The organism is Pseudomonas syringae pv. tagetis (assembly GCF_022557255.1).
In the GTDB taxonomy this organism is placed as follows: domain Bacteria; phylum Pseudomonadota; class Gammaproteobacteria; order Pseudomonadales; family Pseudomonadaceae; genus Aquipseudomonas; species Aquipseudomonas caricapapayae.
This window is the reverse complement of sequence record NZ_CP092923.1, coordinates 4,949,424-4,974,940: the sequence shown is the minus strand read 5'-3', so window position 1 is coordinate 4,974,940 and position 25,517 is coordinate 4,949,424. Positions and strand designations below refer to the sequence as shown.

General features: G+C 59.9%; 23 protein-coding genes. 12 read left to right on the top strand and 11 right to left on the bottom strand.

The window, feature by feature from the left end:
- Positions 1–39 precede the first annotated feature (39 nt).
- Both MME58_RS22095 and MME58_RS22090 read right to left on the bottom strand, forming a co-directional pair.
- Positions 40–1,293, bottom strand: coding sequence for a TIGR03862 family flavoprotein (locus MME58_RS22095; protein ID WP_162491431.1), 1,254 nt, complete (start codon positions 1,291–1,293; stop codon positions 40–42).
- Positions 1,294–1,381: 88 nt separating this feature from the next.
- A complete protein-coding gene (locus tag MME58_RS22090) occupies positions 1,382–2,299 on the bottom strand; it encodes a histone deacetylase family protein (protein WP_055004715.1) in 918 nt (305 codons plus the stop codon).
- 84 nt (positions 2,300–2,383) lie between these two features.
- On the opposite strand from MME58_RS22090, the gene MME58_RS22085 reads away from it, so the two are divergent.
- The 3 genes from MME58_RS22085 to MME58_RS22075 all read left to right on the top strand — a co-directional run bounded on the left by MME58_RS22085 (position 2,384) and on the right by MME58_RS22075 (position 4,554).
- The gene (locus tag MME58_RS22085) at positions 2,384–2,953 is read left to right on the top strand and encodes a GNAT family N-acetyltransferase (protein WP_054984790.1); all 570 of its coding nucleotides are present in this window, start codon (positions 2,384–2,386) and stop codon (positions 2,951–2,953) included.
- 144 nt (positions 2,954–3,097) lie between these two features.
- Entirely contained in the window at positions 3,098–3,967 is an 870-nt protein-coding gene (gene tesB / locus MME58_RS22080) for an acyl-CoA thioesterase II (RefSeq protein WP_054984791.1), read from the top strand.
- Positions 3,964–4,554, top strand: a complete 591-nt coding sequence (locus tag MME58_RS22075) for an HAD family hydrolase (RefSeq protein WP_054984792.1) — start codon at positions 3,964–3,966, stop codon at positions 4,552–4,554. Before tesB ends, MME58_RS22075 begins: the two co-directional genes overlap by 4 nt.
- A 179-nt stretch (positions 4,555–4,733) precedes the next feature.
- Here the strand turns inward: MME58_RS22075 and MME58_RS22070 are convergent, their stop codons facing one another.
- The 5 genes from MME58_RS22070 to MME58_RS22050 all read right to left on the bottom strand — a co-directional run bounded on the left by MME58_RS22070 (position 4,734) and on the right by MME58_RS22050 (position 10,715).
- Positions 4,734–5,723, bottom strand: a complete 990-nt coding sequence (locus tag MME58_RS22070; RefSeq protein WP_055004714.1) for a hypothetical protein — start codon at positions 5,721–5,723, stop codon at positions 4,734–4,736.
- A 4-nt stretch (positions 5,724–5,727) separates the two neighbouring features.
- Positions 5,728–6,618, bottom strand: coding sequence for a KPN_02809 family neutral zinc metallopeptidase (gene ypfJ / locus MME58_RS22065; protein ID WP_054984794.1), 891 nt, complete (start codon positions 6,616–6,618; stop codon positions 5,728–5,730).
- A 167-nt stretch (positions 6,619–6,785) separates the two neighbouring features.
- Positions 6,786–8,072 carry an MFS transporter gene (locus MME58_RS22060; RefSeq protein WP_055004713.1) on the bottom strand — a complete coding sequence of 429 codons (1,287 nt, stop codon included), beginning with the start codon at positions 8,070–8,072 and terminating at the stop codon, positions 6,786–6,788.
- Positions 8,073–8,337: 265 nt separating this feature from the next.
- On the bottom strand, positions 8,338–9,423 hold the full coding sequence (gene trmA, locus MME58_RS22055) for a tRNA (uridine(54)-C5)-methyltransferase TrmA (RefSeq protein ID WP_054984796.1): 1,086 nt from the start codon (positions 9,421–9,423) through the stop codon (positions 8,338–8,340).
- Positions 9,420–10,715 carry an NCS2 family permease gene (locus MME58_RS22050; protein WP_054984797.1) on the bottom strand — a complete coding sequence of 432 codons (1,296 nt, stop codon included), beginning with the start codon at positions 10,713–10,715 and terminating at the stop codon, positions 9,420–9,422. The genes trmA and MME58_RS22050 overlap by 4 nt, the downstream gene beginning before the upstream one ends.
- Before the next feature lie 265 nt (positions 10,716–10,980).
- Here MME58_RS22050 and MME58_RS22045 point away from each other — a divergent pair, with 265 nt between their 5' ends.
- The 6 genes from MME58_RS22045 to MME58_RS22020 all read left to right on the top strand — a co-directional run bounded on the left by MME58_RS22045 (position 10,981) and on the right by MME58_RS22020 (position 17,741).
- The gene (locus MME58_RS22045; protein WP_054984798.1) at positions 10,981–11,511 is read left to right on the top strand and encodes a (2Fe-2S)-binding protein; all 531 of its coding nucleotides are present in this window, start codon (positions 10,981–10,983) and stop codon (positions 11,509–11,511) included.
- The gene (locus tag MME58_RS22040) at positions 11,508–12,497 is read left to right on the top strand and encodes an FAD binding domain-containing protein (RefSeq protein ID WP_055004712.1); all 990 of its coding nucleotides are present in this window, start codon (positions 11,508–11,510) and stop codon (positions 12,495–12,497) included. The genes MME58_RS22045 and MME58_RS22040 overlap by 4 nt, the downstream gene beginning before the upstream one ends.
- The gene (locus tag MME58_RS22035) at positions 12,494–14,695 is read left to right on the top strand and encodes a xanthine dehydrogenase family protein molybdopterin-binding subunit (RefSeq protein ID WP_055004711.1); all 2,202 of its coding nucleotides are present in this window, start codon (positions 12,494–12,496) and stop codon (positions 14,693–14,695) included. Before MME58_RS22040 ends, MME58_RS22035 begins: the two co-directional genes overlap by 4 nt.
- A gap of 406 nt (positions 14,696–15,101) precedes the next feature.
- Positions 15,102–16,541 (top strand): cytochrome ubiquinol oxidase subunit I, encoded by a 1,440-nt coding sequence (locus MME58_RS22030; RefSeq protein WP_055004710.1) that lies wholly within the window; start codon positions 15,102–15,104, stop codon positions 16,539–16,541.
- 3 nt (positions 16,542–16,544) lie between these two features.
- Positions 16,545–17,552 (top strand): cytochrome d ubiquinol oxidase subunit II, encoded by a 1,008-nt coding sequence (gene cydB / locus MME58_RS22025; RefSeq protein ID WP_054984802.1) that lies wholly within the window; start codon positions 16,545–16,547, stop codon positions 17,550–17,552.
- A gap of 21 nt (positions 17,553–17,573) precedes the next feature.
- Positions 17,574–17,741, top strand: a complete 168-nt coding sequence (locus MME58_RS22020) for a DUF2474 domain-containing protein (RefSeq protein ID WP_061447419.1) — start codon at positions 17,574–17,576, stop codon at positions 17,739–17,741.
- An 87-nt stretch (positions 17,742–17,828) separates the two neighbouring features.
- Here the strand turns inward: MME58_RS22020 and MME58_RS22015 are convergent, their stop codons facing one another.
- Positions 17,829–18,953, bottom strand: coding sequence for a methyltransferase (locus tag MME58_RS22015; protein ID WP_055004709.1), 1,125 nt, complete (start codon positions 18,951–18,953; stop codon positions 17,829–17,831).
- Between the two features lie 131 nt (positions 18,954–19,084).
- Complete coding sequence (locus MME58_RS22010; RefSeq protein ID WP_082426990.1) at positions 19,085–19,318, bottom strand: helix-turn-helix domain-containing protein; 234 nt, start codon at positions 19,316–19,318, stop codon at positions 19,085–19,087.
- Positions 19,319–19,654: 336 nt separating this feature from the next.
- Here MME58_RS22010 and MME58_RS22005 point away from each other — a divergent pair, with 336 nt between their 5' ends.
- Positions 19,655–20,431: a ferredoxin--NADP reductase gene (locus MME58_RS22005; protein ID WP_054984804.1), complete on the top strand. Its 777-nt coding sequence runs from the start codon at positions 19,655–19,657 to the stop codon at positions 20,429–20,431.
- 316 nt (positions 20,432–20,747) lie between these two features.
- On the opposite strand, the gene mscL is transcribed toward MME58_RS22005, so the two are convergent.
- Positions 20,748–21,194 carry a large-conductance mechanosensitive channel protein MscL gene (gene mscL / locus MME58_RS22000; protein WP_054984805.1) on the bottom strand — a complete coding sequence of 149 codons (447 nt, stop codon included), beginning with the start codon at positions 21,192–21,194 and terminating at the stop codon, positions 20,748–20,750.
- A gap of 195 nt (positions 21,195–21,389) precedes the next feature.
- Here mscL and radA point away from each other — a divergent pair, with 195 nt between their 5' ends.
- Positions 21,390–22,757 (top strand): DNA repair protein RadA, encoded by a 1,368-nt coding sequence (gene radA, locus MME58_RS21995; RefSeq protein WP_054984806.1) that lies wholly within the window; start codon positions 21,390–21,392, stop codon positions 22,755–22,757.
- Positions 22,758–22,763: 6 nt separating this feature from the next.
- Here the strand turns inward: radA and MME58_RS21990 are convergent, their stop codons facing one another.
- Positions 22,764–23,132 carry a PilZ domain-containing protein gene (locus MME58_RS21990; RefSeq protein WP_054984822.1) on the bottom strand — a complete coding sequence of 123 codons (369 nt, stop codon included), beginning with the start codon at positions 23,130–23,132 and terminating at the stop codon, positions 22,764–22,766.
- A 285-nt stretch (positions 23,133–23,417) separates the two neighbouring features.
- Here MME58_RS21990 and MME58_RS21985 point away from each other — a divergent pair, with 285 nt between their 5' ends.
- Positions 23,418–25,493, top strand: coding sequence for a carbon starvation CstA family protein (locus MME58_RS21985; protein ID WP_054984807.1), 2,076 nt, complete (start codon positions 23,418–23,420; stop codon positions 25,491–25,493).
- The last annotated feature ends 24 nt before the right edge of the window (positions 25,494–25,517 follow it).

The window sequence follows — 25,517 nt, the reverse complement described above, 5'->3', positions numbered from 1 at the left end:
GACGCCTATCGTTCCTCATGCTCTGCGTGGGGGTGGTCATCACGCGCCAGAGCGGGCGAGTGATTGCAGCCATTCGACCATCCCCAGCCCCGCAGCGCGGCCGCTGGCGAAGCAGGCGGTCAGCAGATAGCCGCCTGTAGGGGCTTCCCAGTCGAGCATTTCACCTGCGCAGAACACCCCGGGCAGTTGCCTGAGCATCAGGCGCTCGTCCATCGCCTCGAAAGTCACGCCGCCCGCCGTGCTGATGGCCTCGTCGATGGGGCGCGGTTTGATCAGGACAAGTGGCAACGCCTTGATGGCCTCGCTCAACAGCAGCGGATCGGCAAACGCTTCACGCGGCGCAAGCTCGCGCAACAGTGCTGTCTTAACCCCGTCCAGGCCCAATTGGCTGTGCAGGTGCTTGGACATCGAGCGCGAGCCGCGTGGCTTGCTCAGGGCTTTTTGAACGTCTGCCAGCGTCTTGCCGGGCAGCAGATCAATATCCACAATCGCTGAGCCGCGACGATTGATCTGTTCACGAATCTGCGCCGACAGGGCATATACCAGGCTGCCTTCGACACCGGTGACGGTCAGCACACATTCGCCCAGACGCAGGGCATGGCCATGCAGGCCCATCGCGATGTTCTTCAACGGCGCACCGGCAAACTTGTCGCGCAGCAGCTCGCTCCAGGCGCTCACCTCGAAACCACAGTTGGCGGCCTGCAAAGGCGCAATGTCTACCTGCTTCGCCTCGAGCCACGGCAGCCAGGCACCATCGGAACCCAGTCGGGCCCAACTGGCACCGCCCAGTGCCAGCAAGGTGGCTGCCGGTGTGAGTGCCTTTTCGCCATCCGCGCTGGTGATGCGCAGGCTGCCATCAGTGTTCCAGCCGAGCCAGCGGTGACGGGTATGGATCGTGACGCCTGCGTCACGCAGGCGCTTGAGCCAGGCGCGTAGCAGTGGCGCGGCTTTCATGTCAGCAGGGAAGACACGGCCCGAGCTGCCGACAAATGTCTCGATGCCCAGTGCATGAATCCAGCGACACAGTGCATCGGCATCAAAACTGCGCAAAAGCGGCGCTATCATCGGCGAACGTTCAGCATAGCGCGACATAAAGGCCGGATAGGGCTCGGAATGGGTAATGTTCATGCCGCCCACGCCGGCCAGCAGAAACTTGCGCCCCACTGAAGGCATGGCGTCGTAGAGGTCGACTTTCAGGCCTGCCTGGCTCAGCACCTCGGCTGCCATCAGTCCCGCAGGGCCGCCTCCGATAACGGCGACGGTTCGGGCAGCAGGGAAGGCGAGGTCAGTCATGGTCAGCGAAATATCGATAGCGGAGGAGGTGGGCATTCTACCCGAGCGACCTTTCAAGGTGTGCTGCAACTCGGGATGCAAAGCGTGGTTACAAGCCCATGTCGTCCCAGACCCGTTGTGCGCTGTGATGCAGGATCCCGTGGCGTCTTGCCAGTGCCTGGCGGTCCTTGCTATAGCCGCCGCCGATCACGCCCATGACCGGAATGTCACGGCTCAGGCAATGACGCAGCACTGCTTCGTCGCGATTGGCCAGCCCCTGATCGGTAAGCTGCAGATACCCCAGTGCATCATCTTTGTGAACATCCACGCCCGCGTCGTATAGCACCAGATCCGGCTTGTAGAACGGCAGCAGATAATTGAGCAGATCGTCGACTACGTTCAGGTAATCGGCGTCGCCCATCCCCATTGGCAGCGGGATGTCCCAGTCGCTTTGGGCCTTGCGCGCCGGGAAGTTCTTTTCGCAATGCAGCGAGACGGTAATGGCCTCCTCGGTATCGGCCATAATGCGCGCGGTGCCGTCACCTTGATGTACATCGCAGTCGAAGATCAGCACCTTGTCCACCCGGCCGCTTTGCAACAGGTACTGACTGATCACGGCAAGGTCGTTGAAAATGCAGAAACCGGCGGGGTAGTCATAGTGCGCATGGTGAGTGCCGCCCGCCAGATGGCAGGCCATTCCGTGTTTCAAGGCCTGTTCGGCAGTCAATAATGAGCCACCTACAGCACGAACCGTGCGGCGCGCCAGCGCCTCGCTCCAGGGCAGGCCCAGACGCCGCTGATCTTCACGCGACAGATCGCCATCGAGGTAGCGACGGATGTACGCCGGGTCGTGGGCCAGCGCCAGAATGTTCGCCGGGCACAACTCGGGCCGCATTAATTGAACGTCACTGGTCAGCCCGCTGTCGATCAGGTAATCGCGCAACAAACGAAACTTGTCCATCGGGAAGCGGTGATCCGCCGGGAATTCCGGGCTGTAGTCTTCGTGGTAGATAAGCGGTAGGGACATTTTGCGTCCGTTGAAGGGTCGAAGTCCGATAGTGCCAGCAAAGCGTCCTTACGCCCACTCACGTCTCGTAATACGGGGGAATCGATGGAACCGATACTCAAGCTTGACAGCGCCCGGCTGCTGATGCGGCAGTGGCGTGACGATGACTTGCCAGCCTTCGCTGACATGTGCGCAGACGTGCGTGTCATGCGCTATTTCCCCGACCCCCTTAGCCGTCTTGAGAGTGCCGCCATGATCGGGCGGCTGCGTGGTCACTTCGCCGAACTGGGCTTCGGCCTGTGGGCGCTGGAGCGCAAGGACACCGGCGAATTCATCGGTTTTACCGGGTTGCACGTTGTGGGCTTCAAGGCGCCTTTTACACCGGCTGTCGAAATAGGGTGGCGACTGGCTTATGACCACTGGGGCCTGGGCTTCGCCAGTGAAGCGGCCTGGACCGCGCTGGGCTGTGGTTTCGAGCGGCTGGAACTGAAAGAGATCGTGTCGTTCACCCCGGTAAACAACCAGCCATCGCAAAAAGTGATGCAGGCAATCGGGATGCAGCTCGACGAGTCCGGCAACTTTGAACATCCCGATCTGGCGGACGGGCACCCGCTCAAGCCGCATGTGCTGTACCGGATCAGCCATGATCAGTGGCTCAAGACGCTGAAGCCCTGATTTGATAAGGGTATAGATTGGATTAAGGCCGCCATCCTAAATCTGTATCATTCCATTCCAATGAGGCAGGCTTGAGGTCTGCCAGCAACTGCAGCGGCCGCCGTTGTCTTGCGAGTGCAGAGTCGATGGGCGAGAGGAGTGAGAATGAGCCAAGTGCTGGATAATCTGGTTGAGTTGCTGACGCTGGAAGTCATTGAAGAAAACCTTTTTCGCGGCCACAGCCAGGACCTGGGTTTCCGCCAGCTGTTCGGTGGACAGGTACTGGGGCAGTCGTTGTCCGCCGCCAGCCAGACCGTTGAAGAGGACCGCCACGTCCACTCGCTGCACGGCTATTTTCTACGCGCTGGCGATGCCGGCTTGCCGGTGGTCTATCAGGTGGACCGCGTACGTGACGGCGGCAGTTTCAGTACGCGTCGCGTCACGGCCATTCAGAAGGGCAAGCCGATTTTCACATGCAGCGCCTCGTTTCAGTACGACGAAGAGGGCTTCGAGCACCAGACGACGATGCCGCAGATTGTCGGTCCGGAAGACCTGCCGTCCGAGCTTGAGCTGCTGACTCGCCGTGCGCACCTGATTCCCGAAGCGATGCACGACAAGTTTCTGCGCCCCAAACCGATTCAATTCCGCCCGGTGACGTCCGAAGACCCTTACGATCCCAAGCCTGGCGATCCGGTGAAGTACGTATGGTTTCGCGCCGATGGCAGCCTGTCGGACGTACAGGCGCTGCATCGCTACATGTTGGCCTATGCCTCCGACTTCAACCTGCTGACCACCTCGCTGCGCCCTCATGGCAAGACGGTCTGGCAGCGCGATATGCAGGTCGCCAGCCTTGACCACTCGCTGTGGTTTCACAACGACCTGCGCACCGATGACTGGCTGCTCTACGCCATGGACAGCCCTTGGGCAGGCAACTCCCGCGGCTTCTCGCGCGGCAGCATCTTCAACCGCGCCGGGCAACTGGTTGCATCGGTCAGCCAGGAAGGGCTGATCCGCCACCGCAAGGACTGGGCATGACACTCGACGGCATACGGCACTGGGTGTTCGACATGGACGGCACCCTGACGCTTCCGGTCCACGACTTTCCGGCGATCAAGCGCGAACTGGGCATCCCCCAGGACGATGACATTCTAGGGCATCTTGCAGCATTGCCTGCGCAAGAGTCAGCGGCCAAACATGCCTGGCTGCTGGAGCATGAGCGCGAGCTGGCACTGGCTTCGCAGCCTGCCGGCGGTGCTGTCGAGCTGGTTCGCGAGTTGTCGGCGCGAGGCTACCGACTCGGAATCCTGACCCGCAACGCTCAGGAGCTGGCGTATATCACCTTGCAGGCGATCGGCCTGGCTGATTGCTTTGCTGCCGAGGATGTACTGGGCCGTGACGAAGCGACCCCCAAGCCGGATCCGGCGGGGTTGCTGAAGCTGGCTACTCGCTGGAATGTCGAGCCGGAGCAGATGGTCATGATCGGCGACTACATGCATGACCTGAACTGCGGCCGTGCGGCAGGTGCCAGGACCGTTCTGGTCAATCTGAAGGACAACCCCTGGCCTGAGCTGACCGACTGGCATGCGGTGGATTGCACAGCGCTACTCGGGATGCTGGGGTGATCCGAGCTGGCTCTCGTGCGACCATCGTTCCTCACGCGCCAGCGTGGTAATGCCTTGGGTGACGCTCTGCGTCACAAACCTGCGCCGCACCGCACGCTCAAGACAGGAGGCAGAGCGTCCAGAAATGCGTTCCTGCGCGGAGCGCAGGAAAGATATTCACGTTCTGCGTCCAGATCCATTCAAAACGGTTTGAAAAGTACCGCCTGGCCTTCGGGTGAGGTGAAAATCCCGTCGCCGTTGTGACCGACCTTCTGCACGATCACCAGTCGTTGGTTCAGCCCCTCTGGATGGCGCTTCTGCAGGTAGTTGAAGTAGTTCTGGCCACGAATCAGGCGATAGGGGCCTTGTGCTTCGGCCGCGCAGGTCTTGTCCAGTGCGGGGTGATTGCGGTCAGTGTCCAGCTCGCCCATCAGGTAGGTGATGTCGCGCTTCACGTAATTCTTCTCGATATCCGTCGGCTTTTCCTTGCCTGAATAGAACGGCATCTTGTTCAGGCCGTATTTCCAGTCATCGAAGTTCGGGCAGCTCTGCGCCGTGACCGGCTCAGGCCGTTCGGCATCGAAATAGGCGAAGGATGACGGGTTGGCGATCACGTAGCGCAGCTTCACACCTTCGCGTTGCAGCAGGGCGTCTTCCTTGCCGCCGATCATTGCGTAGCGCTGCACCACCTGCGCACCACCGGAATGCCCGGCGATAACGATTTCCTTCAGGTTAGGGAACAGCTTGCTGTCGCTCAGGCGCTTGAGGATGTGGTCCAGCACCAGAAACGAGCTGACCGGTTTGGGGCCGCTTGCAGTGGCACCTTCCATCCAGCTGTTCTGGTGCCAGCGCAGGATAGACTCCGGCAAGTGATGCGCAACGATATCCTTTTCATCCAGAAATTGCGGAGCGATCAGCAGTGTTTTGCTGCGCTCTCTGGATTGATTGGCGGCACGTTCGATGCTGCGCAGGTAGGTTTGTGCATTGCGCAGACGACCGTGCAGGGCGATCACCACGCGCTCGATCTTGGGCTTGGGGTGTACCCACTCCTGGCTCAGCCCGAGTGTCGCCTCTGCGCCATTGATGGCCAGGCGATCCGGGCTGATGGACGTAACCACTTGATCCTCGGCATGCGCCCCGAGGCTCGCGAAGGCAGTGCTCAACAACAGGACCAGAAGCGGTTTAATCATGTGCTCAGAGACTCTTGGCGGCGAATGTATCGCATTGATTGATTTGGCCTTGGGCAAAGCCTGCCTTGAACCAGCGAACACGCTGTGCAGACGTCCCGTGAGTGAAAGAGTCCGGAGCGACTCGACCACTGCTTTGCTGTTGCAAGCGATCATCGCCGATAGCGTTGGCCGCGTTCAACGCCTCTTCAATATCACCCGGCTCGAGCCAGTTTAAACGATTTTGTGCGTTGTAGGCCCAAACACCTGCAAAGCAGTCCGCCTGGAGCTCCTGACGGACCAGTAAACCGTTAGCGCCTTCCATTTTCTGCCCGGCCTGACGAGCCTTGTCGACCTTGGCAGAAATGCCCAGCAGGGTCTGCACATGGTGCCCGATTTCGTGGGCGATCACGTAAGCCTGGGCGAAGTCGCCAGCAGCGGAAAAGCGTTGCGCCATTTCGCGGAAGAAATCCATGTCCAGATAGACCTGCTGGTCAGCCGGGCAATAGAACGGGCCGGTTGCCGAGGTGGCGCGACCACAGGCCGAGTTGACCTGACCGCTGAACAGCACCAGCGTCGGGTCCTTGTACTCGCGACCGTTCTGAGCGAACACGGCGCGCCAGGTGTCTTCGGTGTCACCGAGGATGCTACGCACGAATTCGGCTTGCTGGTCGTTGGCCGGTGGCGCCTGACGCGTTTGTGCGCTGGGTGGAGCGCTTTGCTCGGTGCCTTGCCCGGTCAACTGCCCAAGAATCTGCATCGGGTCCTGGCCAGTCAGCAGGCCGATGGCGACAATAATCACAATGCCGCCCAGACCCAGCCCCTTGCCGCCGATGCGCATGCCTCCGCCGCCACCACTGCTGCCGCCATCGCGCGCATCGACTACGTTGTCGCTACGTCGGCCTTTTTTCCAGAGCATGTCGGATCCCTCTTTTTGTCGTGCAATGAGTGTCGCTGCTGATACAGGTCTGCGCCAGTCCGGCGTTCCGGCCAGCATGTGCAGGATGCGAGGGTATAGAGGTGCAATAGGGCTGATTGGTTCGCGCAAGCGCAGCCCCGGTCTTGTTTTCCCGGTGTCTGACGCTGTCAGGCCTGTTTCACGGGATGTGTCTTGAGCGTGTCCGGTGGCGAGGCATCGGCAAAACGGTCGACCTGGCGCAGTGATTTGAAACCCGCCATCCACGCGCCAACCACTCCCAGGGTGCAGACGCCACCCATGATTGCCGCAGGGATTGCGCCGACCAGCGAGGCGCTGGTGCCTGCCCGGAACTCGCCCAGCTCGTTGGAGGAACCGATAAACAGCATGTTCACGGCGTTGACCCGACCGCGCATGTTGTCTGGCGTCGAAAACTGCACCAGCGCCGAGCGAATATAGACGCTGACCATGTCCGCGGCGCCCGCAATCAACAGCGCCATGCATGACAGCCAGAACAGTGTCGACAGCGCAAATACCAGGTTTGCCACGCCGAACAGGCCGACGGCAAGGAACATGGTCATGCCGACGTTGCGGTCCAGCGGGCGCATGCTCAGGTAAATACCGACGCCCAGTTCACCCAGGCTCATTGACGCACGTAGCATGCCCAGCCCTTGTGGCCCGAGGTGCAGCACCTCGTGGGCGTAGATCGGCAGCAGCGCCACGACGCCACCGAGCAGCACGGCGAACAGGTCCAGCGAAATAGTACCGAGTATGATCGGCCGCGAGCGAATGAAGGCAATGCCTGCTGTGAACCGCCCCCATGCGCTGGAGCCCGGTTCCACCGGCTTGCCGACAAAGGGCGTAGCGACCGGCGCGAGCAGCAGGACCCCGGCGATGAACGCCGCCACGCAGACGGAATACGTCAGCTCTGCGCCGCCCAGCCAGTACAGATAGCCACCGATCAGCGGGCCGCCGACGGTCGAGCAGCGCATGATCACACTGTTGGTGGCGATGGCCGACGCCAGTTGGTCACGCGGGACAATCTGCGGCAACAGGCTTTGCAGGGCTGGACCGGTAAAGGCGCGGGCGCAGCCGTACAGCATCAGAGCACCGTAGATCAACCGCAGGTCCTGCAGCTTCAGCACTGAAAACACGAACAGAATGACGCCGCAGACAGCTTGCACGCCCCAACTGATCATCAGGATAACCTTGCGGTTGTAACGATCGATCAGGTCTCCGGCGGGCATCAATAGCAGCAACATGGGAATGAACTGAGCAAGACCGACATAGGCCAGCGCCATCGGCTCGCGGGTCATGTCATAGACCTGCCAGGCAACGACCACCGCCTGAATCTGCATGGCAAACACTGCCATCAGACGCGAAAGGATAAAACTGACGAAACCGGGCTGACTGGACAACTTGACCGGGGCAGAAGAAGCGGAAGACTCAGAGCTCAAGAAAGGGATCCCATCGAAGCGGCTAATTCACGTTTTCGGTTTATACCTCAGCGTATCGATAGGAAGCTAATAAATATTCTGACAGTTTCGTGGGAGGGCACGATAACCGTACGGTCGGGTAATTATCGTTCCTCACGCTCCCGCTTGGGGAATGCCTTGTGTGACGCTCTGCGTCACAGATCTGCGCTGCGCTGCACATTCAAGACCGGACGCAGAAGAACGGCATGCGACGCGGAGCGTCGCACGATAGTCAGTCAGACAAGTCTCAGCGCCGAACCAGCAGCACCCCGGATTCCATGTGGTGGGTATACGGAAACTGATCGAACAGGGCGCAGCGTTCGACCCGGTGGGTGTCGTGCAACTGGGCGATGTTGGCGGCCAGGGTGTCCGGGTTGCAGGAGATGTACAGAATCCGTTCGAAGCGGCGGGTGAGTTCGCAGGTATCAGGGTCCATGCCGGCGCGGGGCGGATCGACGAACACGCTGCCGAAATCGTAGCTCTTCAGGTCCACGCCCTGCAGACGGCGGAACGGCCGCACCTCATTCAGTGCTTCGGTCAGTTCTTCGGCCGACAGGCGCACCAGGGTGACGTTACCCACGCCGTTGTCATCCAGATTGCTCAGCGCGGCATTGACCGAGGTCTTGCTGATTTCGGTCGCCAGTACTTTGCGCACCCGGGTGGCCAGCGGCAGGGTGAAGTTGCCGTTGCCGCAGTACAGCTCCAGCAGGTCGTCCTGTCGCTCGCCGAGCGCATCAAAGGCCCAGTTGAGCATTTTGCCGTTCACGGTGCCGTTGGGCTGGGTGAACGCGCCCTCCGGTTGGCGATAGCTGAACGTACGGCCAGCCACATCGAGCTTCTCGATCACGTAATCATGGCCGATGACCAGCTTCTGACCCTTGGAACGGCCAATCAGGCTGACCTCCAGTTCGGCAGCCAACTGTTCGGCCGCGGCTTGCCAATCAGCGTCGAGCGGGCGGTGATAGCACATGGTGATCATCGCGTCGCCCGCCAGCGTGGTCAGGAAGTCCACCTGAAACAGCTTGTGATTAAGCGTCGGGCTGGCTTCCCAGCGCTCGCGTAGCACCGGCATCAGTGCGTTGATGCGCTCGCTGGCAATCGGCAGACCGTCCAGCAGGATCGGTGTTCTGTTGTCGCCCGGCGCGAACATCGCGTAATAGCGCTTCTGATCTTCACGCCACAGGCGAAACTCGGCGCGTAGCCGATAGCGTTCGCGTGGCGAGTCGAACACTTGCGGTTCTGGCGCATCGAATGGGGCCAGCAGTTCGCGCAGGCGGACGGTTTTTTCTTCGAGCTGACGGTCGTAGCTCGCAGGGTCGAAGGGAACACTCATGCGTTGAACCAGCCCAGCTTGATCACGAACAGGATCGACAGGATCACCAGCGCAGAATTCAGCTCGCGCCAGCGGCCCGACAGCAGTTTGATCGCGGTCCAGGAAATGAAGCCAAAGGCGATGCCGTTGGCAATGGAATAGGTGAACGGCATTGCCAGGGCGGTAATCACCACCGGTGCTGCAACAGTAATATCGTCCCAGTCGATTTCAGCCATGCCGGATGCCATCAGCACCGCGACGAAGAGCAGCGCCGGGGCCGTCGCGAAGGCCGGTACGCTGCCAGCCAGCGGGGCGAAGAACAGTGCCAACAGGAACAGCACGGCGACCACCACAGCGGTCAAACCTGTACGGCCACCGGCACTCACGCCTGCAGCTGACTCGATGTAGCTGGTGGTGGTCGAAGTGCCCAGCAGGGAACCGGCCATTGCGGCAGTACTGTCGGCAATCAGCGCACGGCCCATTTTCGGCATGTGTCCGTCCTTGCCCATCAGCCCGGCGCGTTTGGCCACACCGATCAGTGTGCCGGAGTTATCGAAGATATCCACAAACAGGAAGGCGAAGATGATGCTGACCAGGCCGACGTCCAGCGCGCCCATGATGTCCAGTTGCATGAAGGTCGGTGCCAGCGAAGGCGGCATCGATACCAGGCCGCCGAATGGCGTGAAGCCCAGCGCAATGGAGACCAGCGTCACGGCCAGAATGCCGATCAGTACGGCGCCACGCACCTTGAGGTGGTCCAGCGCGACGATCAGAAAGAAACCCAGCGTGGCCAGCACCGGAGCGGGTTGCTTGAGGTCGCCCATGCCGATCATGGTGGCCGGGTTGCTGACCACGATTCCGGCGTTGTGCAGGGCAATCAGCGCCAGAAACAGACCGATACCAGCGGCGATGGCCGAGCGCAGGGGCAGGGGGATGCTGTTGATGATCCATTCGCGGATGCGGAAGATCGACAGAATGAAAAACATCACCGCCGAGATGAACACGGCCCCCAGTGCAACTTGCCAGGTATGGCCCATGTGCAGGACCACGGTGTAGGTAAAGAAAGCGTTCAGGCCCATGCCCGGCGCGAGCGCGATCGGGTAGTTGGCGATCAGGCCCATGACCGTCGAGCCGATGGCCGCGGCCAGACAGGTGGCGACGAACACCGCGCCCTTGTCCATGCCGGTTTCGCCAAGGATGCTCGGGTTGACGAACAGGATGTAAGCCATCGCCAGGAAAGTCGTGACGCCCGCAAGAATCTCGGTCCGCACGTTGGTGTTATGTGCCTTGAGTTGAAACAGCCTTTCCAGCATGTCTGGCTCTCCGTGACGCGGCGTGCGTCGTGAATGATCGACTCCAACAGCAAAGCACAGGCTGCGAGGCAGCCCGTCTGACTTACGGCGGGTCGGAAAAAGCCGCGCATCATACCAGCAGCTTGCCGGGATGGCTGCCTGTGGATGAGTGCATTTTGATCATCTGCACGCTCATCCATAAAGCGTGAACGTTGCAAACCTCGCGAAGTCCCACCCCTTAAGACGCATAAAAGTGCGCTAAGTGAGTACCTACCGTGAGGTTTCCATGAGTGCAACGACCCCGAACCCCCAGGACTTCGCAACCCATGCGATTTCCCTGACCCTGAACGGCCAGCCACGCCAGCTGGACGTGCTGTCCTGGACCACCTTGCTGGATCTGTTGCGTGATCAGCTTGATCTGGTCGGCACCAAGAAAGGCTGCGACCACGGCCAGTGTGGTGCGTGTACCGTACTGCGCGACGGCACGCGCATCAATGCCTGTCTGACGTTGGCGATCATGTGCGACGGTGCCGAGCTGATCACCATCGAAGGCCTTGCCGACGGCGACACGTTGCATCCGATGCAGCAGGCGTTCATCAAGAACGATGCGTTCCAGTGCGGCTATTGCACCCCCGGGCAGATCTGCTCGGCCGTGGGGCTGGCCAACGAAGGGCGCGCCAGTACGCGTGCCGAGATCCAGGAACTGATGAGCGGCAATCTGTGCCGCTGCGGTGCGTACAGCAACATCCTGGCCGCTGTCGAAGAGGCCTTGCCACAGTTTCACAATGCGGCAGCCAATCCGGAGGTGAACGCATGAACCCGTTTACCTACAGCAAGCCGACCGATGTCAGCGCCGCCGTCAATTTGAGCGGGCCCGCCACACGTTTCATCGCGGGTGGCACCAACCTGCTCGACCTGATGAAAGAAAACGTCGCTACGCCGGAACACTTGATCGATATCACCGGCCTGCCGTTGAGAGACGTCAGCGAAACGGCTTCTGGCGGGCTGATGATCGGTGCGCTGGTCAGCAACGCCGATCTGGCTTACCACCCGCTGATCGAGGCGCGTTATCCGCTGCTGAGCAAAGCCGTGCTGGCCGGAGCCTCGCCGCAACTGCGCAACATGGCCAGCACCGGTGGCAACCTGCTGCAACGCACCCGTTGCTACTACTTCTACGACACCGGTGTGCCGTGCAACAAGCGTGAGCCTGGCAGCGGCTGCCCGGCGCGTGAAGGTCTGAATCGCATTCACGCGATTCTGGGTGCCAGTGACGAGTGTGTCGCCACTCATCCGTCTGACATGTGCGTGGCGCTGGCTGCGCTGGAAGCCGTGGTGCATGTCGAAGGACGCGCCGGTCGCCGCACCATTGAGTTCGCGGATTTCCACCGCCTGCCGGGCGACGCGCCGCAACGTGACAATCAACTGGCCGATGACGAGTTGATCATCGCGGTCGAGCTGCCGGCACAGGGCTTCGTCAGCCACAACGCTTACCTGAAAATCCGTGACCGCGCATCTTATGCGTTTGCCCTGGTATCGGTCGCGGCTGCAATCGAACTGGACGGTGAAGTGATACGTGACGTGCGTCTGGCGCTGGGCGGTGTCGCGCACAAGCCATGGCGCGACAAGGCGGTCGAGGCGTTGTTGATCGGCAAACCGGTCACTCGCGAGAACTTCGCCGCTGCGGCTGACGCCATGCTTGAAGACGCGCAGTCCCTTGAGCACAACGGTTTCAAAGTCAGGTTGGCCCGCCGCGCGATTATTCGTGCCCTGAGCGACGCCGCAACAGGAGGGAGCGCTCAATGAATCAGCCATTTTCGCCATTGGGCAAGCCAGTGGACCGCGTCGACGGTCGACTGAAAGTGACAGGCGGTGCGCGTTACGCCGGTGAGTACCCTGAAGAAGGCCTGCTGTATGGCAGCGTGGTCTCCAGCACGATCGCCAATGGCCGCGTTGTCAGCATCGATACCCGAGAAGCATTGAAGGTGCCGGGCGTCGTTGCCGTTATCGACCACACCAATCGTCCCTCGCTGGCCAGCTACGACGAGAATTACGAAGACGCCGATTCGGCCGACGGTTCGCCGTTTCGCCCTTTCTACAACGACAATGTGATGTACAGCGGCCAGCCACTTGCGCTGGTTGTCGCCGATACGCTGGAGCTGGCGCGGCATGCGGGCTCGCTGGTGCGTATCGAATACGAGCAGCAAGCGCACGAGACTGACCTGCAGACGATGCTCGACACGGCGTACGACGCGCCTGCCGAACTGCCGCCTGCGCGTGGCAACTTCGAAGGTGAGCTGGCGAGTTCCGCGCTGAGCGTCGATGTGACGTACAGCACGCCCAGCGAATACCACAATCCTATGGAGCCGCATGCTTCGACCGTGCTGTACCAGGCTGACGGCAGTTTGCAGATTCATGACAAGACGCAGGGCACGCAGAACTGTCAGGACTATCTGCACAAGATCTTCGGTCTGGAAAAGGACAGGATTCGCGTGCTGGCTGCCTTTGTCGGTGGTGCCTTCGGTTCAGGCCTGCGCCCGCAATACCAGTTGCCGCTGGCGGTGATGGCGGCATTGCATCTGAAACGCTCGGTGCGCCTGACCCTGACGCGGCAACAGATGTTCACTTTCGGCTATCGCCCTCGCACCATTCAACGTCTGCGCCTGGGCGCTGCTGCCAACGGCCGTCTGCTGGCTGTGGGCCACGAAGCCATTGGCCAGACGTCACGTTTCGAGGACTTCAGCGAGCACGTTGTGGAATGGAGCGGCATGCTTTACCACTGTGACAACGTGCAGTTGACCTACAAGCTGGTGCCGCTGGATGTGTTCACGCCTTTGGACATGCGTGCCCCGGGTGCCGCGCTGGGCATGATCGGTCTGGAATGCGCAATGGATGAACTGGCCTGCGCACTGGCTATCGACCCGGTGCGTCTGCGTCTGACCAATTACGCTGAGCGCAATGGTGACGAGGACAAGCCGTATTCCAGCAAAGAGTTGCGCGAGTGCTACAAACAGGGAGCCGAGCGCTTTGGTTGGGACAGTCGCAACCCTGAGCCGCGCAGCATGCGCCAAGGCCGCCAGTTAGTGGGTTGGGGCATGGCGGGCGGTGTCTGGGAAGCCATGCAGATGAAAGCCAGCGCCAAGGCGCGTCTTGAGGCAGATGGCAGCCTGGTGGTCAGTAGCGCCACCACGGACATCGGCACCGGTACGTATACCGTCATGACGCAGATCGCCGCCGAAGCATCAGGTATCGATGTAGAGAATGTCACCTTCCTGCTGGGTGACTCTTCGCTGCCGACCGCGCCTTTGCAGGGCGGCTCCTTTACGGTTTCCTCAGTCGGCACCGCGGTCCAGCAGGCGTGTCAGGCCTTGCAGCGTCAGGTACTGGAAGTGGCCAAGGGGCTGCACCCACAGCTTGTTTCAGCCACGCCGGACGACGTCCGTTTCGAAGCCGGCAGGCTGTATGTGGGCGACCAGGCGCTGTCGATGGCGGAGCTGGCAGCGTCCCAGACCAACGGCGTGATCGAGGTGCAGGTTGACGCCGAACCCGACAAAAAGCGTGAAGCCTATGCAGCTGCGACGCACTCGGCGGTGTTCGTCGAAGTGCTGGTCGACGAGGACCTGGGCACTATCAAAGTCAATCGGGTGGTCAGCGCTGTAGCCGCGGGTCGGGTAGTGAACCCGAAAATGGCACGCAGCCAGATTCTGGGCGGCGTTGTCTGGGGAATGGGCATGGCGCTTCAGGAAGAAGCCATGCTTGACCACACGCTGGGTCGTCCGATGAACCACAGCCTGGCCGAATACCACATTCCGGTTAACGCCGACATCGGGGACATTGACGTGCTGTTCGTCGAAGAAAACGATGACATCGTCAACGCGCTGGGTTCCAAGGGGGTCGGCGAAATCGGCATTGTGGGTGTGCCGGCAGCGATTGCCAACGCCATCTACCACGCCACCGGCAAACGGATACGCGAGTTTCCGATCACGCTGGACAAGCTGTTGTAACCGCGCGCGTAAATCCAACTGTTTATCGTGCCAACGCTCTGCGTTGGCATGCGGTTCTGGACGCTCTGCGTCCTCTTGCGTAGGTGGAGCGGCGCAGGTGTGACGCAGAGCGTCACGAACGGCATTCCCACGCTGGAGCGTGAGGAACGATAGGCGTCTGCAAGTGCTCTACCGGTGAGACAACTCGCCACGCGACAAAAGACCACACGACTTCAACGGCTGAACAGGACTACTCTTTCATGGTCGATTGATCTGCATCATTGCATTAAGGCAGTGATCAGTGCGTCGACCAGCGTTTTCGCCATTGAGAACGCCAGAATAAAGAAACATAAGCACTCATTACCGTGGGGGCAATAGCTGTTGGCTCGCTGCCGGCAGCAGGTTTCATCTGAGAGAGGAACATCTTATGTTCGGTTTAGAGGCTATAGATCTCGCCCGAATCCAGTTCGCATTCACCATTTCGTTTCATATCCTGTTTCCTGCCATCACCATTGGTCTGGCAAGTTACCTGGCTGTGCTCGAAGGGCTGTGGCTGAAGACCCGCGATGACGTCTACCGTGACCTGTACCATTTCTGGTCGAAGATCTTTGCCGTCAACTTCGGCATGGGCGTGGTCTCCGGGCTGGTCATGGCCTATCAGTTCGGCACCAACTGGAGTCGCTTCTCCGATTTTGCAGGTGCTGTCACCGGCCCGCTGCTGACCTACGAAGTGCTGACCGCGTTCTTCCTTGAAGCAGGCTTTCTCGGGGTGATGCTGTTCGGCTGGAACCGGGTCGGGCGCAAGCTGCACTTCTTCTCCACGGTGATGGTTGCCATCGGTACGCTGATCTCGACGTTCTGGATTCTGTCGTCCAACAGCTGGATGCAGACACCACAAGGTTTTGAAATCATTGACGGTCGTGTCATTCCGACCGACTGGTTCGCGGTGGTTTTCAACCCTTCGTTCCCTTATCGCCTGACGCACATGGCAATCGCCGCGTTCGTGGCCACGGCTTTTTTTGTCGGCTCGTCGGCGGCCTGGCATCTGTTGCGGGGTCGAGACACACCCGCCGTGCGCAAAATGCTCTCGATGGCCATGTGGATGGCGCTGCTGGTGGCCCCGATTCAGGCGGTTGTCGGCGACTTTCATGGTCTTAACACGCTCAAGCATCAGCCTGCGAAGATTGCCGCCATTGAAGGCCATTGGGAAAACATCGGTGACGAACCGACCCCGCTGATCCTGTTCGGCATTCCCGACATGAAGGAAGAGCGCACCAGGTTCGCGGTGGAAATTCCGTACCTGGGCAGCCTGATCCTGACCCATAGTCTGGACAAGCAAGTGCCGGCGCTCAAGGAGTTCAAACCCGAGGACCGCCCCAACTCGCTGATCGTGTTCTGGTCGTTCCGGGTCATGGTTGCTCTCGGCATGCTGATGATCTTTACCGGCCTGTGGAGCCTTTGGCTGCGCAAGCGCGGCACGCTGTATAACTCGCGTCCGTTCCTGTACATGGCGCTATGGATGGGGCCGTCCGGCCTGATCGCCATTCTCGCCGGCTGGTTCACCACCGAAATCGGCCGTCAGCCTTGGGTGGTCTATGGTCTGATGCGCACCGCCGATGCTTCTTCCGGACACAGTGTGGCGCAGATGAGCATTACCCTGATGCTCTTCGTGGTTGTCTACTTCGTGCTGTTCGGCGCAGGTCTTGGCTACATGATGCGCCTGGTTCGCAAGGGGCCCAAAGCCTACGTCGAACATGTGCCGCACGGTGGCCCCGGCCAGCAACGCACACCGGCCCGTCCGCTCTCCGCTGCTGTTGAAGGCGAAGAAGATGGCGACAATCTTGACCGTCTCGGCAAGGGGATTTAAGCCATGGGTATCGATCTTCCGCTGATCTGGGCCATCATCATCGTCTTCGGCATCATGATGTACGTGGTGATGGATGGCTTCGATCTGGGTATCGGGATTCTCTTCCCGTTCATGAAAGACAGTTCCGACCGTGACGTGATGATGAACACCGTCGCGCCGGTCTGGGACGGCAACGAGACCTGGCTGGTACTGGGCGGCGCAGCGTTGTTCGGTGCGTTCCCGCTGGCGTACTCGGTGGTTTTGTCTGCGCTGTACCTGCCGCTGATGTTCATGCTCATGGGTCTGATCTTTCGCGGCGTGGCGTTCGAATTTCGCTTCAAGGCAACGGAAGAAAAACGCCACCTGTGGGACAAGGCTTTCATCGGCGGTTCGCTGGCGGCAACCTTCTTTCAAGGTGTGGCACTGGGGGCTTTCATTGAGGGCATTCCAGTGGTCGACCGCCAGTTCGCTGGCGGTTCGCTGGACTGGCTTGCGCCGTTCCCGATGTTCTGTGGCCTGGCCTTGATCGTCGCCTATGCGCTGCTGGGCTGCACCTGGCTGATCATGAAAACCGAAGGGTCGTTGCAGAAGGCGATGCACGATCTGGCCCGTCCTCTGGCCCTGGCCGTGCTCGCGGTGATGGGCGTGGTCAGCCTCTGGACACCGCTGGCCCATGCGGACATTGCGCATCGCTGGTTCAGCATGCCCAATCTGTTGTGGTTCATGCCTGTGCCGGTTCTGGTGCTGGTGACCATGTACGGGCTGTTCAAGGCTGTCGCCCGTAATGCGCACTACACGCCTTTCCTGCTGACCCTGTTGCTGATCTTTCTGGGTTACAGCGGACTGGGCATCAGCCTGTGGCCAAACATCATTCCGCCGTCGGTATCGATCTGGGCAGCCGCCGCGCCGCCGCAGAGCCAGGGTTTCATGCTGGTCGGCACGCTGTTCATCATTCCGTTCATCCTGGGCTACACCTTCTGGAGCTACTACGTTTTCCGCGGCAAGGTGACAGCCGCAGACGGTTATCACTAGTCCGAACCGAGGAGATTGGCGATGTCTGGTAAAAATCCCATGCACGATCCCGATCCAGCCCTGAGCAAACCGCTCTGGCAACGACTGGCCTGGCTGGTCGGTATCTGGGCGGGCAGTGTCTTCGCGCTGTTCATCGTGGCCAGCCTGATGCGCATGTTCATGAGCGCTGCGGGCCTGACGACGCACTGATTCTGAATTCCCGTTCGTGTCCCCGGACACGTTTTGCGACCCTCTTGCCACCTGCGGTGACAAGAGGGTCTTTTTTTGGGCCGTAGATTATTTGCGCGCTTTCAGAATCACGAATTTTGGAGTGGCCGCGACCTGCTCGACGCCCCGGAACAGACGCGACAGCTTGGTGTGATAACCCAGGTGGCGATTGCCGACGATGTACAGCGCACCGCCTGTCACCAGTGCGGCACGGGCCTGGAGGAACATGCGCCAGGCGAGAAAGTCACCCACCACCTGCTGCTGGTGGAAGGGTGGGTTGCACAGCACCACGTCCAGCGAGTCGGGCTCCTGCGTGTCCAGCCCGTCAGCCGCCCGAACGACCACCTCGCGCTCGCCCAGTGTTGCGCGCCAGTTTTCGGCTGCCGACTGCACGGCCATGAACGACTCGTCGACCAGCGTGTACTGCGCCTGCGGGTTGTCCAGCGCACTGGCAATGGCCAGCACCCCGTTGCCGCACCCCAAGTCTGCGACTCTTGCTGTGCCGAGGTTTTTCGGCAGATAAGGCAGGAATGCACGAGTGCCGATGTCCAGTCCGTCCCGGCAGAACACGTTGGCGTGGTTGAGCAGTTCGATGGCCGGCTCGTCCAGACGGTAACGGGTCGGATAAGGTGAAAGGCGCACCTCTCTGGTCTGCGGCGTGGCGAACAGCAGCCGGGCTTTTTTCACCGCCAGTGACGCTTGCACCGGCCCCACATACTCCTCCAGCAAGTCGCCGGCCGAGCGTGGCAAATGCTTGACCATGGCTGCTGCGATAACCCGCGCACCGGGGGCCAACTGACCTTGCAGACGTATCAACTGCTCTTCCAGCAACGCCAGGGTCTTCGGGACCCGGATCAACACCCAGTCAAAAGGCCCGTTCAACGGCTCGCTGGCTGGAATGTGCGGCACTGCGTCGTAACTCATGCCGTTGCGCGCCAGGTTCTTTTCCAGACCTTGCGCAGCCAGGAACGAGTCGCTGCTGCTGATCACGGTGGCATGGGGTGCCAGGCTCGCAGCCAGCGCGCCGAAACTGTCATTGAGCACCAGAACCCGGCTTTGCAGGCTCAGGCCCGTTTCTGCAACATGATTGAGCAGGTACTCGTCAGCGGCATCGAATGCCTGCAGCGGCTCATCCTGTTGCTCGGGCTGGCGAATGAGATCAAGTTCAGCGAAGGGACTGATGAGCAGGGGCATTGGCGGGAGAACTCTGTGCAATCGAAGGTATGTCAGTGAGCCCGATGATGGGTGGGCTCGCTGAGGCAGACGATTTTACGTATTTTTTTGCTTCGATACCTGTTTGATTGCAGTCTAACTGACGGCTTCAGTCAGAACATGCCGCTTAGCGCGGCCTGGACCGCAGCAGCGGTCTTGTTGCAGACCCCCATTTTTTGAATGGCACTGGCAATATGGAAGTGAATGGTGCGCTCCTTCAGGCAGAGAATCATTGCAATGTCGCCAGCTGTCTTGCCTTCGGCAGACCACTTGAGGACTTCTATTTCTCTCTGAGTCAGGCTTTTTGCTGGCGAGGGCTGCGAAAACTTTATGTCCATTGTGTTCATGTGGCCTCCTTGCATGACGTATACAGACCTTGCTGTTCGTTTATCCAGTCTAGGAACAAATACACGGCAATCTGCGCTTTGGAGGGGCACCCGGACGGATGGGCTGATGGCACTTGGCAATGCGTTATCGGCCTTTTGGCTGGAACGCCTGTGCAAGAGAGGTCGAGACAATTTGCCCTGTTCATGTTCGATCATGCATTGGCTGATTCAAGAACCAAATACTCTAAGTCGCAGGGCAGGCCGCCGGGTAATTCAACACAAACAGCCGGTGTTTATCGAGCCCGCTTTGCGGGACACTGAGTTCTGCTTTTCATATTCGGGAGTTCAAAGCACACCATGACCGTCAGTGATGACAAATTCACCCGACAGACATTGCAGCGTGTCACGCCGCTGACCACGAGTCTGTTCACTCTGCGCACCACACGTGATCCCGGCTTTCGCTTTCGGGCAGGGCAGTTTGCGCGCCTCGGTGTGACCAAAGCCGACGGCACCACGGTATGGCGTGCCTACTCGATGGTTTCATCACCGCACGACGAGTTTCTGGAGTTCTTTTCCATCGTGGTGCCGGACGGCGAATTCACCAGCGAATTGAGTCGGCTGCGTGAAGGTGACGAACTGATGGTGGAAAAGCAGGCATTTGGTTACCTGACCCTGGACCGCTTTGTCGACGGACGCGATCTGTGGTTGTTGTCCACCGGTACGGGAGTCGCCCCGTTTCTGTCGATCCTGCAGGATTTCGAAGTCTGGGAGAAGTTCGAGCGGGTCATTCTGGTATACAGCGTCCGTGAGTCACGCGAGCTGGCCTATCAGCAACTGATTGGCGAACTGATGCAGCGTGAATACCTGGTCGAGTACGCGGACAAGTTTCTGTTCCTACCGACTGTGACCCGCGAACAGCATCCCGGTGCACTGAATGGCCGCATTACGCAGTTGATCGAAAACGGAGAGCTTGAGCGCGCGGCAGGTATCGCACTGACACCGGAGCATTCGCGGGTGATGCTGTGCGGTAACCCGCAGATGATTGACGACACACGCGCATTGCTCAAGCAGCGTGACATGCGCCTGAGCCTGTCACGCAAGCCGGGGCAGGTTGCGGTGGAGACGTATTGGTAGGGGGATGGCAGGCCCGTCTGCGTCACACGGCGGTTCTGTGGTCCCAGGGGGATTTGGGTTCGACTCGGATCAGCATCAGGACTCAGCCGTCACTTACGTCGCACTTGGCGTCGTTTGTGCGATCACGGTTGAAAAGCGTTTTTAGAGCAGTGTGGTTAAAGGCACGGGGCGAAAGCTGATGACTATCGTGCCGATGCTCCGCGTCGGAATGCAGTTCGTGACGCTCTGCGTCACTGCACTTAACGCTAGACGCAGAGCATCCGGAAATGCGTCCCCACGCGGAGCATGGGGACGATAGTCCTCAGGTCTTACTCAATCAAAGTGAACGAGCAGGGTCCACAGTGACTGGCGCTGACGGTGTGTTCTGTTCCTTAAGCAGGTCACGAATTTCGCTCAACAGGACTTCCTGCTTGGAAGGCGTCGGTGGCAGGGTAGGGGCCTTGGCCTCTTCGCGCTTGAGGCGGTTGATGGCCTTGACGCCCATGAAGATTGCGAATGCAACAATGATGAAGTCGATGACGGTCTGGATGAACTTGCCGTATGCCAGCAGCACAGCCGGGGCAGTACCTTGCGCAGGACGCAGGGTAACGGCCAAGTCACTGAAGTCAACGCCGCCAATTAAAAGGCCCAACGGCGGCATGATGACATCGCCGACGAACGAAGAAACGATCTTGCCAAATGCCGCGCCGATGATGATACCGACGGCCATATCGACTACGTTGCCTTTGACCGCGAATGCCTTGAATTCCTTAAGCACGCTCATGGGGTAATTCCTTGTAGCAGATAAATTTGATCCGAATGAGTGTAGCCCAGACGCACTAATGCCGCCCGTGCCACGTTCAATCGACCGGAGTCGTCCGCGTAAGTTTTATCCGGTTTTCAAAAGCAGTTGTCGCCCAGCGACTGGCAGGTGCCGCAACCTGCGTTATCATGGGCGTTTTTTACGACTGGGGTTGTCATGGCCAAGGCCAAACGCTTGTACGGCTGCACCGAGTGCGGCGCGACATTTCCCAAGTGGGCGGGCCAGTGCGGCGAATGCGGTGCGTGGAACACACTGGTCGAAACCATGCTTGAAAGTGGTGCCGCCGCGCCACCCAGCGGGCGTACCGGCTGGACCGGTTCTCAGGCGCAGATCAGGACTCTGGCGGAAGTCAGCGTTGAAGAAATTCCGCGCTTTTCCACCAACTCCACCGAACTGGACAGAGTGCTGGGCGGTGGTCTGGTCGATGGTTCGGTGGTGTTGATCGGCGGCGACCCCGGCATCGGCAAATCCACGATCCTCTTGCAGACGCTGTGCAATATCGCCCAGCGCATGCCTGCGTTGTATGTCACCGGTGAGGAATCCCAGCAGCAGGTGGCCATGCGCGCCCGTCGTCTGGGGCTGCCGCAGGACAAGCTGCGGGTCATGACCGAAACCTGCATCGAGACCATCATTGCCACGGCAAAGGTCGAGAAGCCCAAGGTCATGGTGATCGATTCGATCCAGACAATTTTCACCGAGCAATTGCAATCCGCACCGGGCGGCGTGTCTCAGGTTCGTGAAAGCGCCGCCTTACTGGTGCGTTACGCCAAACAAAGCGGTACTGCGATCTTCCTGGTTGGTCATGTCACCAAGGAAGGCGCCCTGGCCGGCCCGCGTGTGCTTGAGCACATGGTCGACACCGTATTGTATTTCGAGGGCGAGTCGGATGGTCGCCTGCGGCTGCTGCGGGCGGTGAAGAACCGCTTTGGCGCGGTAAACGAGCTGGGCGTATTCGGCATGACCGACAAGGGGCTTAAAGAAGTCTCCAACCCGTCGGCGATTTTTCTTACTCGTGCGCAGGAAGAAGTGCCGGGCAGTGTGGTCATGGCTACCTGGGAAGGCACGCGGCCGATGCTGGTGGAGGTTCAGGCACTGGTCGACGATAGCCACATGTCCAATCCGCGCCGTGTGACGCTGGGCCTGGATCAGAATCGCCTAGCCATGCTGCTGGCGGTGCTGCATCGACACGGCGGTATTCCGACCCATGATCAGGACGTGTTTCTCAACGTGGTGGGCGGTGTGAAAGTGCTGGAAACCGCATCCGATCTGGCCTTGATGGCGGCAGTGATGTCCAGCCTGCGCAATCGTCCGTTGCCGCACGACTTGCTGGTGTTTGGCGAAGTAGGGCTGTCCGGTGAGGTCAGGCCGGTGCCCAGCGGGCAGGAGCGCCTCAAGGAGGCCGCCAAGCACGGCTTCAAACGTGCCATCGTGCCTAAAGGCAACGCGCCGAAGGAAGCACCACCCGGCCTGCAGATCATCGCCGTCACGCGCCTTGAGCAGGCACTCGATGCGCTGTTCGAGTAGACCGGTCTAGAGTTCGATCAATGCTGCCAGTTCGCGGTCCAGTTCGGCCTGATCCGCAAGATTGAGCTCGATCAGTCGCCGCAAATGGCTGATCGACTCCAGCCCGATATGCCGGCAGACAAAACCAAGTTGCCGGTTATTATCGTGGGTCATTTCGACGTCCATTTTCACGTGCGCATCATTGCTCAGGCGTATATCGACCTCGAAGGGCCGGGCCTGATCGCCCGTCCATGACTCAGGTCGTTCGATCAGCAGACCTTTCAGGGAAAGGTCGATCAGTTGAACCTTCCAGGTCTGGCTGCCCTGGTTCAAATCGGTTTTGGCGTCGAAGGCAATGCGCTTGAAACGACGGCGATCCGCATGTGAGTCGGTCATCGAATGAACTCTCTTGTTGACCGCACCCGAGGTCAGCGGGCAGGTCGTTATCTGATCGATTCTGTTGTCCATGCACGATAGACCTGAAAGCCATTGCGCAACAGTTCTGTGTCACGGTTTTGTGACCAGGCAACCATCTGTCGAGTCCATTCCAGCCCTCTATGCCGGGTATCTGCCGCAATTGATCTAATTTCGGTCTAGACCATGGTTGGGGGTGGCCTTTCGCTGATCCGGCGCTAAACTCGCACTGCTTGCCTTCTAGTCAACTCTGCTGGAATAAAAAAAATGAAAAATAATAATAGTCTGATGCGCCATGTTCCCTGGCTCATCGTCGCAATTGTCGGGGCATGTGCCCTTGGGGTCGTGGCCTTGCGTCGCGGTGAGGCGATCAACGCCTTGTGGATAGTGGTTGCTGCGGTGGCCATTTATCTGGTTGCTTATCGTTACTACAGTCTGTTCATCGCCACCCATGTCATGCAGCTCGATCCGTTGCGCGCGACACCGGCGGTGGTCAACAACGACGGTCTGGACTATGTGCCGACCAATAAACATATTCTTTTCGGTCACCATTTTGCGGCCATCGCTGGCGCAGGTCCGCTGGTCGGCCCGGTGCTGGCAGCGCAAATGGGTTATCTGCCCGGCACGCTCTGGCTGATTGCCGGCGTGGTGCTGGCGGGTGCGGTGCAGGACTTCATGATCCTGTTCCTTTCCACGCGTCGCAACGGTCGCTCGCTGGGCGACATGGTGCGCGAGGAAATGGGCCGTATTCCCGGGACCATCGCCTTGTTCGGCTGTTTCCTGATCATGATCATCATCCTGGCGGTGCTGGCGCTGATCGTGGTCAAAGCCCTGGCCGAGAGTCCGTGGGGCATGTTCACGGTCATGGCGACGATCCCGACGGCGATGTTCATGGGCATCTACATGCGCTACATCCGTCCGGGCCGCATCGGTGAAATCTCCATTATCGGTGTCCTCCTGCTGCTGGCTTCCATCTGGGTAGGCGGCGCGGTGGCGGCCGATCCGACCTGGGGCCCGATGTTCACTTTCACCGGCGTGCAGATCACCTGGATGCTCGTGGGTTATGGTTTTGTCGCCGCAATGCTGCCGGTCTGGCTGCTGCTTGCGCCACGTGACTACCTGTCGACCTTCCTGAAAATCGGCACCATTCTGGCACTGGCAATCGGCATCCTGATTCTGGCGCCCGAGCTGAAAATGCCGGCCCTGACCCAGTTCACCAACGGCACAGGCCCGGTCTGGAAGGGCGCATTGTTCCCGTTCCTGTTCATCACCATTGCCTGCGGTGCGGTATCGGGTTTCCACGCACTGATCTCGTCGGGCACGACGCCCAAGCTGCTGGATAACGAAAAGAACGCCCGCTACATCGGTTACGGCGGCATGCTGATGGAATCCTTCGTGGCCATCATGGCAATGGTTGCCGCTTCGGTGATCGAGCCGGGTGTGTACTTCGCCATGAACAGCCCTGCTGCGGTGGTCGGCAGTGACGTGGTAACTGTCGCGCAGACCGTGTCCAGCTGGGGCTTTGCCATCACGCCGGAGCAACTGACCGCTGTGGCGAAAGACATCGGTGAAAACACCGTGCTGGCCCGTGCCGGTGGTGCTCCGACGCTGGCCGTCGGTATCGCGCAGATCCTCCATCAGGTGCTGCCGGGTGAAAACACCATGGCGTTCTGGTACCACTTCGCGATTCTGTTTGAGGCGCTGTTCATTCTGACTGCGGTCGACGCCGGCACACGTGCCGGCCGCTTCATGCTGCAGGACCTGCTCGGCAGCTTCGTGCCGGCCCTGAAACGCACCGAGTCATGGACGGCCAATGCCATCGGCACCGGCGGCTGCGTGGCGCTATGGGGTTATCTGCTGTATCAAGGCGTGATCGACCCGCTGGGCGGCATCAATACCCTGTGGCCGCTGTTTGGTATCTCTAACCAGATGCTTGCCGGTATCGCCCTGATGCTGGCCAGCGTTGTGCTGATCAAGATGAAGCGTCAGCGCTATGTATGGGTGACCATGCTGCCTGCCGCCTGGCTACTGATCTGCACCGTGACCGCCGGCCTGATCAAGCTGTTCGACGCCAACCCCGCCGTCGGCTTCCTGGCGTTGGCGAAAAAATACAGTGCAGCGGCCGATGCCGGTCAGATTCTGGCCCCGGCCAAGACCATGGATCAGATGCAGCATGTGATCTTCAACGCTTACACCAACGCCGGGCTGACCGTGCTGTTCCTGTTCGTGGTGTTCAGCATCCTGTTCTACGCCATTAAAGTCGGCCGAGCGGCCTGGAGCACCAAGGAGCGCACCGACAACGAAGCTCCGTTCCAGGCCATGCCGCCAGCGTCGCAGGTGTGACCATGCTTACCCATAGAGGATTTG

Bases quoted from the DNA above. Each gene is read 5' to 3' on its own strand.
- MME58_RS22095 (WP_162491431.1), bottom strand. From the start codon at position 1,293: ATGACTGACCTCGCCTTCCCTGCTGCCCGAACCGTCGCCGTTATCGGA.
- MME58_RS22090 (WP_055004715.1), bottom strand. From the start codon at position 2,299: ATGTCCCTACCGCTTATCTACCACGAAGACTACAGCCCGGAATTCCCG.
- MME58_RS22085 (WP_054984790.1), top strand. From the start codon at position 2,384: ATGGAACCGATACTCAAGCTTGACAGCGCCCGGCTGCTGATGCGGCAG.
- tesB (WP_054984791.1), top strand. From the start codon at position 3,098: ATGAGCCAAGTGCTGGATAATCTGGTTGAGTTGCTGACGCTGGAAGTC.
- MME58_RS22075 (WP_054984792.1), top strand. From the start codon at position 3,964: ATGACACTCGACGGCATACGGCACTGGGTGTTCGACATGGACGGCACC.
- MME58_RS22070 (WP_055004714.1), bottom strand. From the start codon at position 5,723: ATGATTAAACCGCTTCTGGTCCTGTTGTTGAGCACTGCCTTCGCGAGC.
- ypfJ (WP_054984794.1), bottom strand. From the start codon at position 6,618: ATGCTCTGGAAAAAAGGCCGACGTAGCGACAACGTAGTCGATGCGCGC.
- trmA (WP_054984796.1), bottom strand. From the start codon at position 9,423: ATGAGTGTTCCCTTCGACCCTGCGAGCTACGACCGTCAGCTCGAAGAA.
- MME58_RS22050 (WP_054984797.1), bottom strand. From the start codon at position 10,715: ATGCTGGAAAGGCTGTTTCAACTCAAGGCACATAACACCAACGTGCGG.
- MME58_RS22045 (WP_054984798.1), top strand. From the start codon at position 10,981: ATGAGTGCAACGACCCCGAACCCCCAGGACTTCGCAACCCATGCGATT.
- MME58_RS22040 (WP_055004712.1), top strand. From the start codon at position 11,508: ATGAACCCGTTTACCTACAGCAAGCCGACCGATGTCAGCGCCGCCGTC.
- MME58_RS22035 (WP_055004711.1), top strand. From the start codon at position 12,494: ATGAATCAGCCATTTTCGCCATTGGGCAAGCCAGTGGACCGCGTCGAC.
- MME58_RS22030 (WP_055004710.1), top strand. From the start codon at position 15,102: ATGTTCGGTTTAGAGGCTATAGATCTCGCCCGAATCCAGTTCGCATTC.
- cydB (WP_054984802.1), top strand. From the start codon at position 16,545: ATGGGTATCGATCTTCCGCTGATCTGGGCCATCATCATCGTCTTCGGC.
- MME58_RS22020 (WP_061447419.1), top strand. From the start codon at position 17,574: ATGTCTGGTAAAAATCCCATGCACGATCCCGATCCAGCCCTGAGCAAA.
- MME58_RS22015 (WP_055004709.1), bottom strand. From the start codon at position 18,953: ATGCCCCTGCTCATCAGTCCCTTCGCTGAACTTGATCTCATTCGCCAG.
- MME58_RS22010 (WP_082426990.1), bottom strand. From the start codon at position 19,318: ATGAACACAATGGACATAAAGTTTTCGCAGCCCTCGCCAGCAAAAAGC.
- MME58_RS22005 (WP_054984804.1), top strand. From the start codon at position 19,655: ATGACCGTCAGTGATGACAAATTCACCCGACAGACATTGCAGCGTGTC.
- mscL (WP_054984805.1), bottom strand. From the start codon at position 21,194: ATGAGCGTGCTTAAGGAATTCAAGGCATTCGCGGTCAAAGGCAACGTA.
- radA (WP_054984806.1), top strand. From the start codon at position 21,390: ATGGCCAAGGCCAAACGCTTGTACGGCTGCACCGAGTGCGGCGCGACA.
- MME58_RS21990 (WP_054984822.1), bottom strand. From the start codon at position 23,132: ATGACCGACTCACATGCGGATCGCCGTCGTTTCAAGCGCATTGCCTTC.
- MME58_RS21985 (WP_054984807.1), top strand. From the start codon at position 23,418: ATGAAAAATAATAATAGTCTGATGCGCCATGTTCCCTGGCTCATCGTC.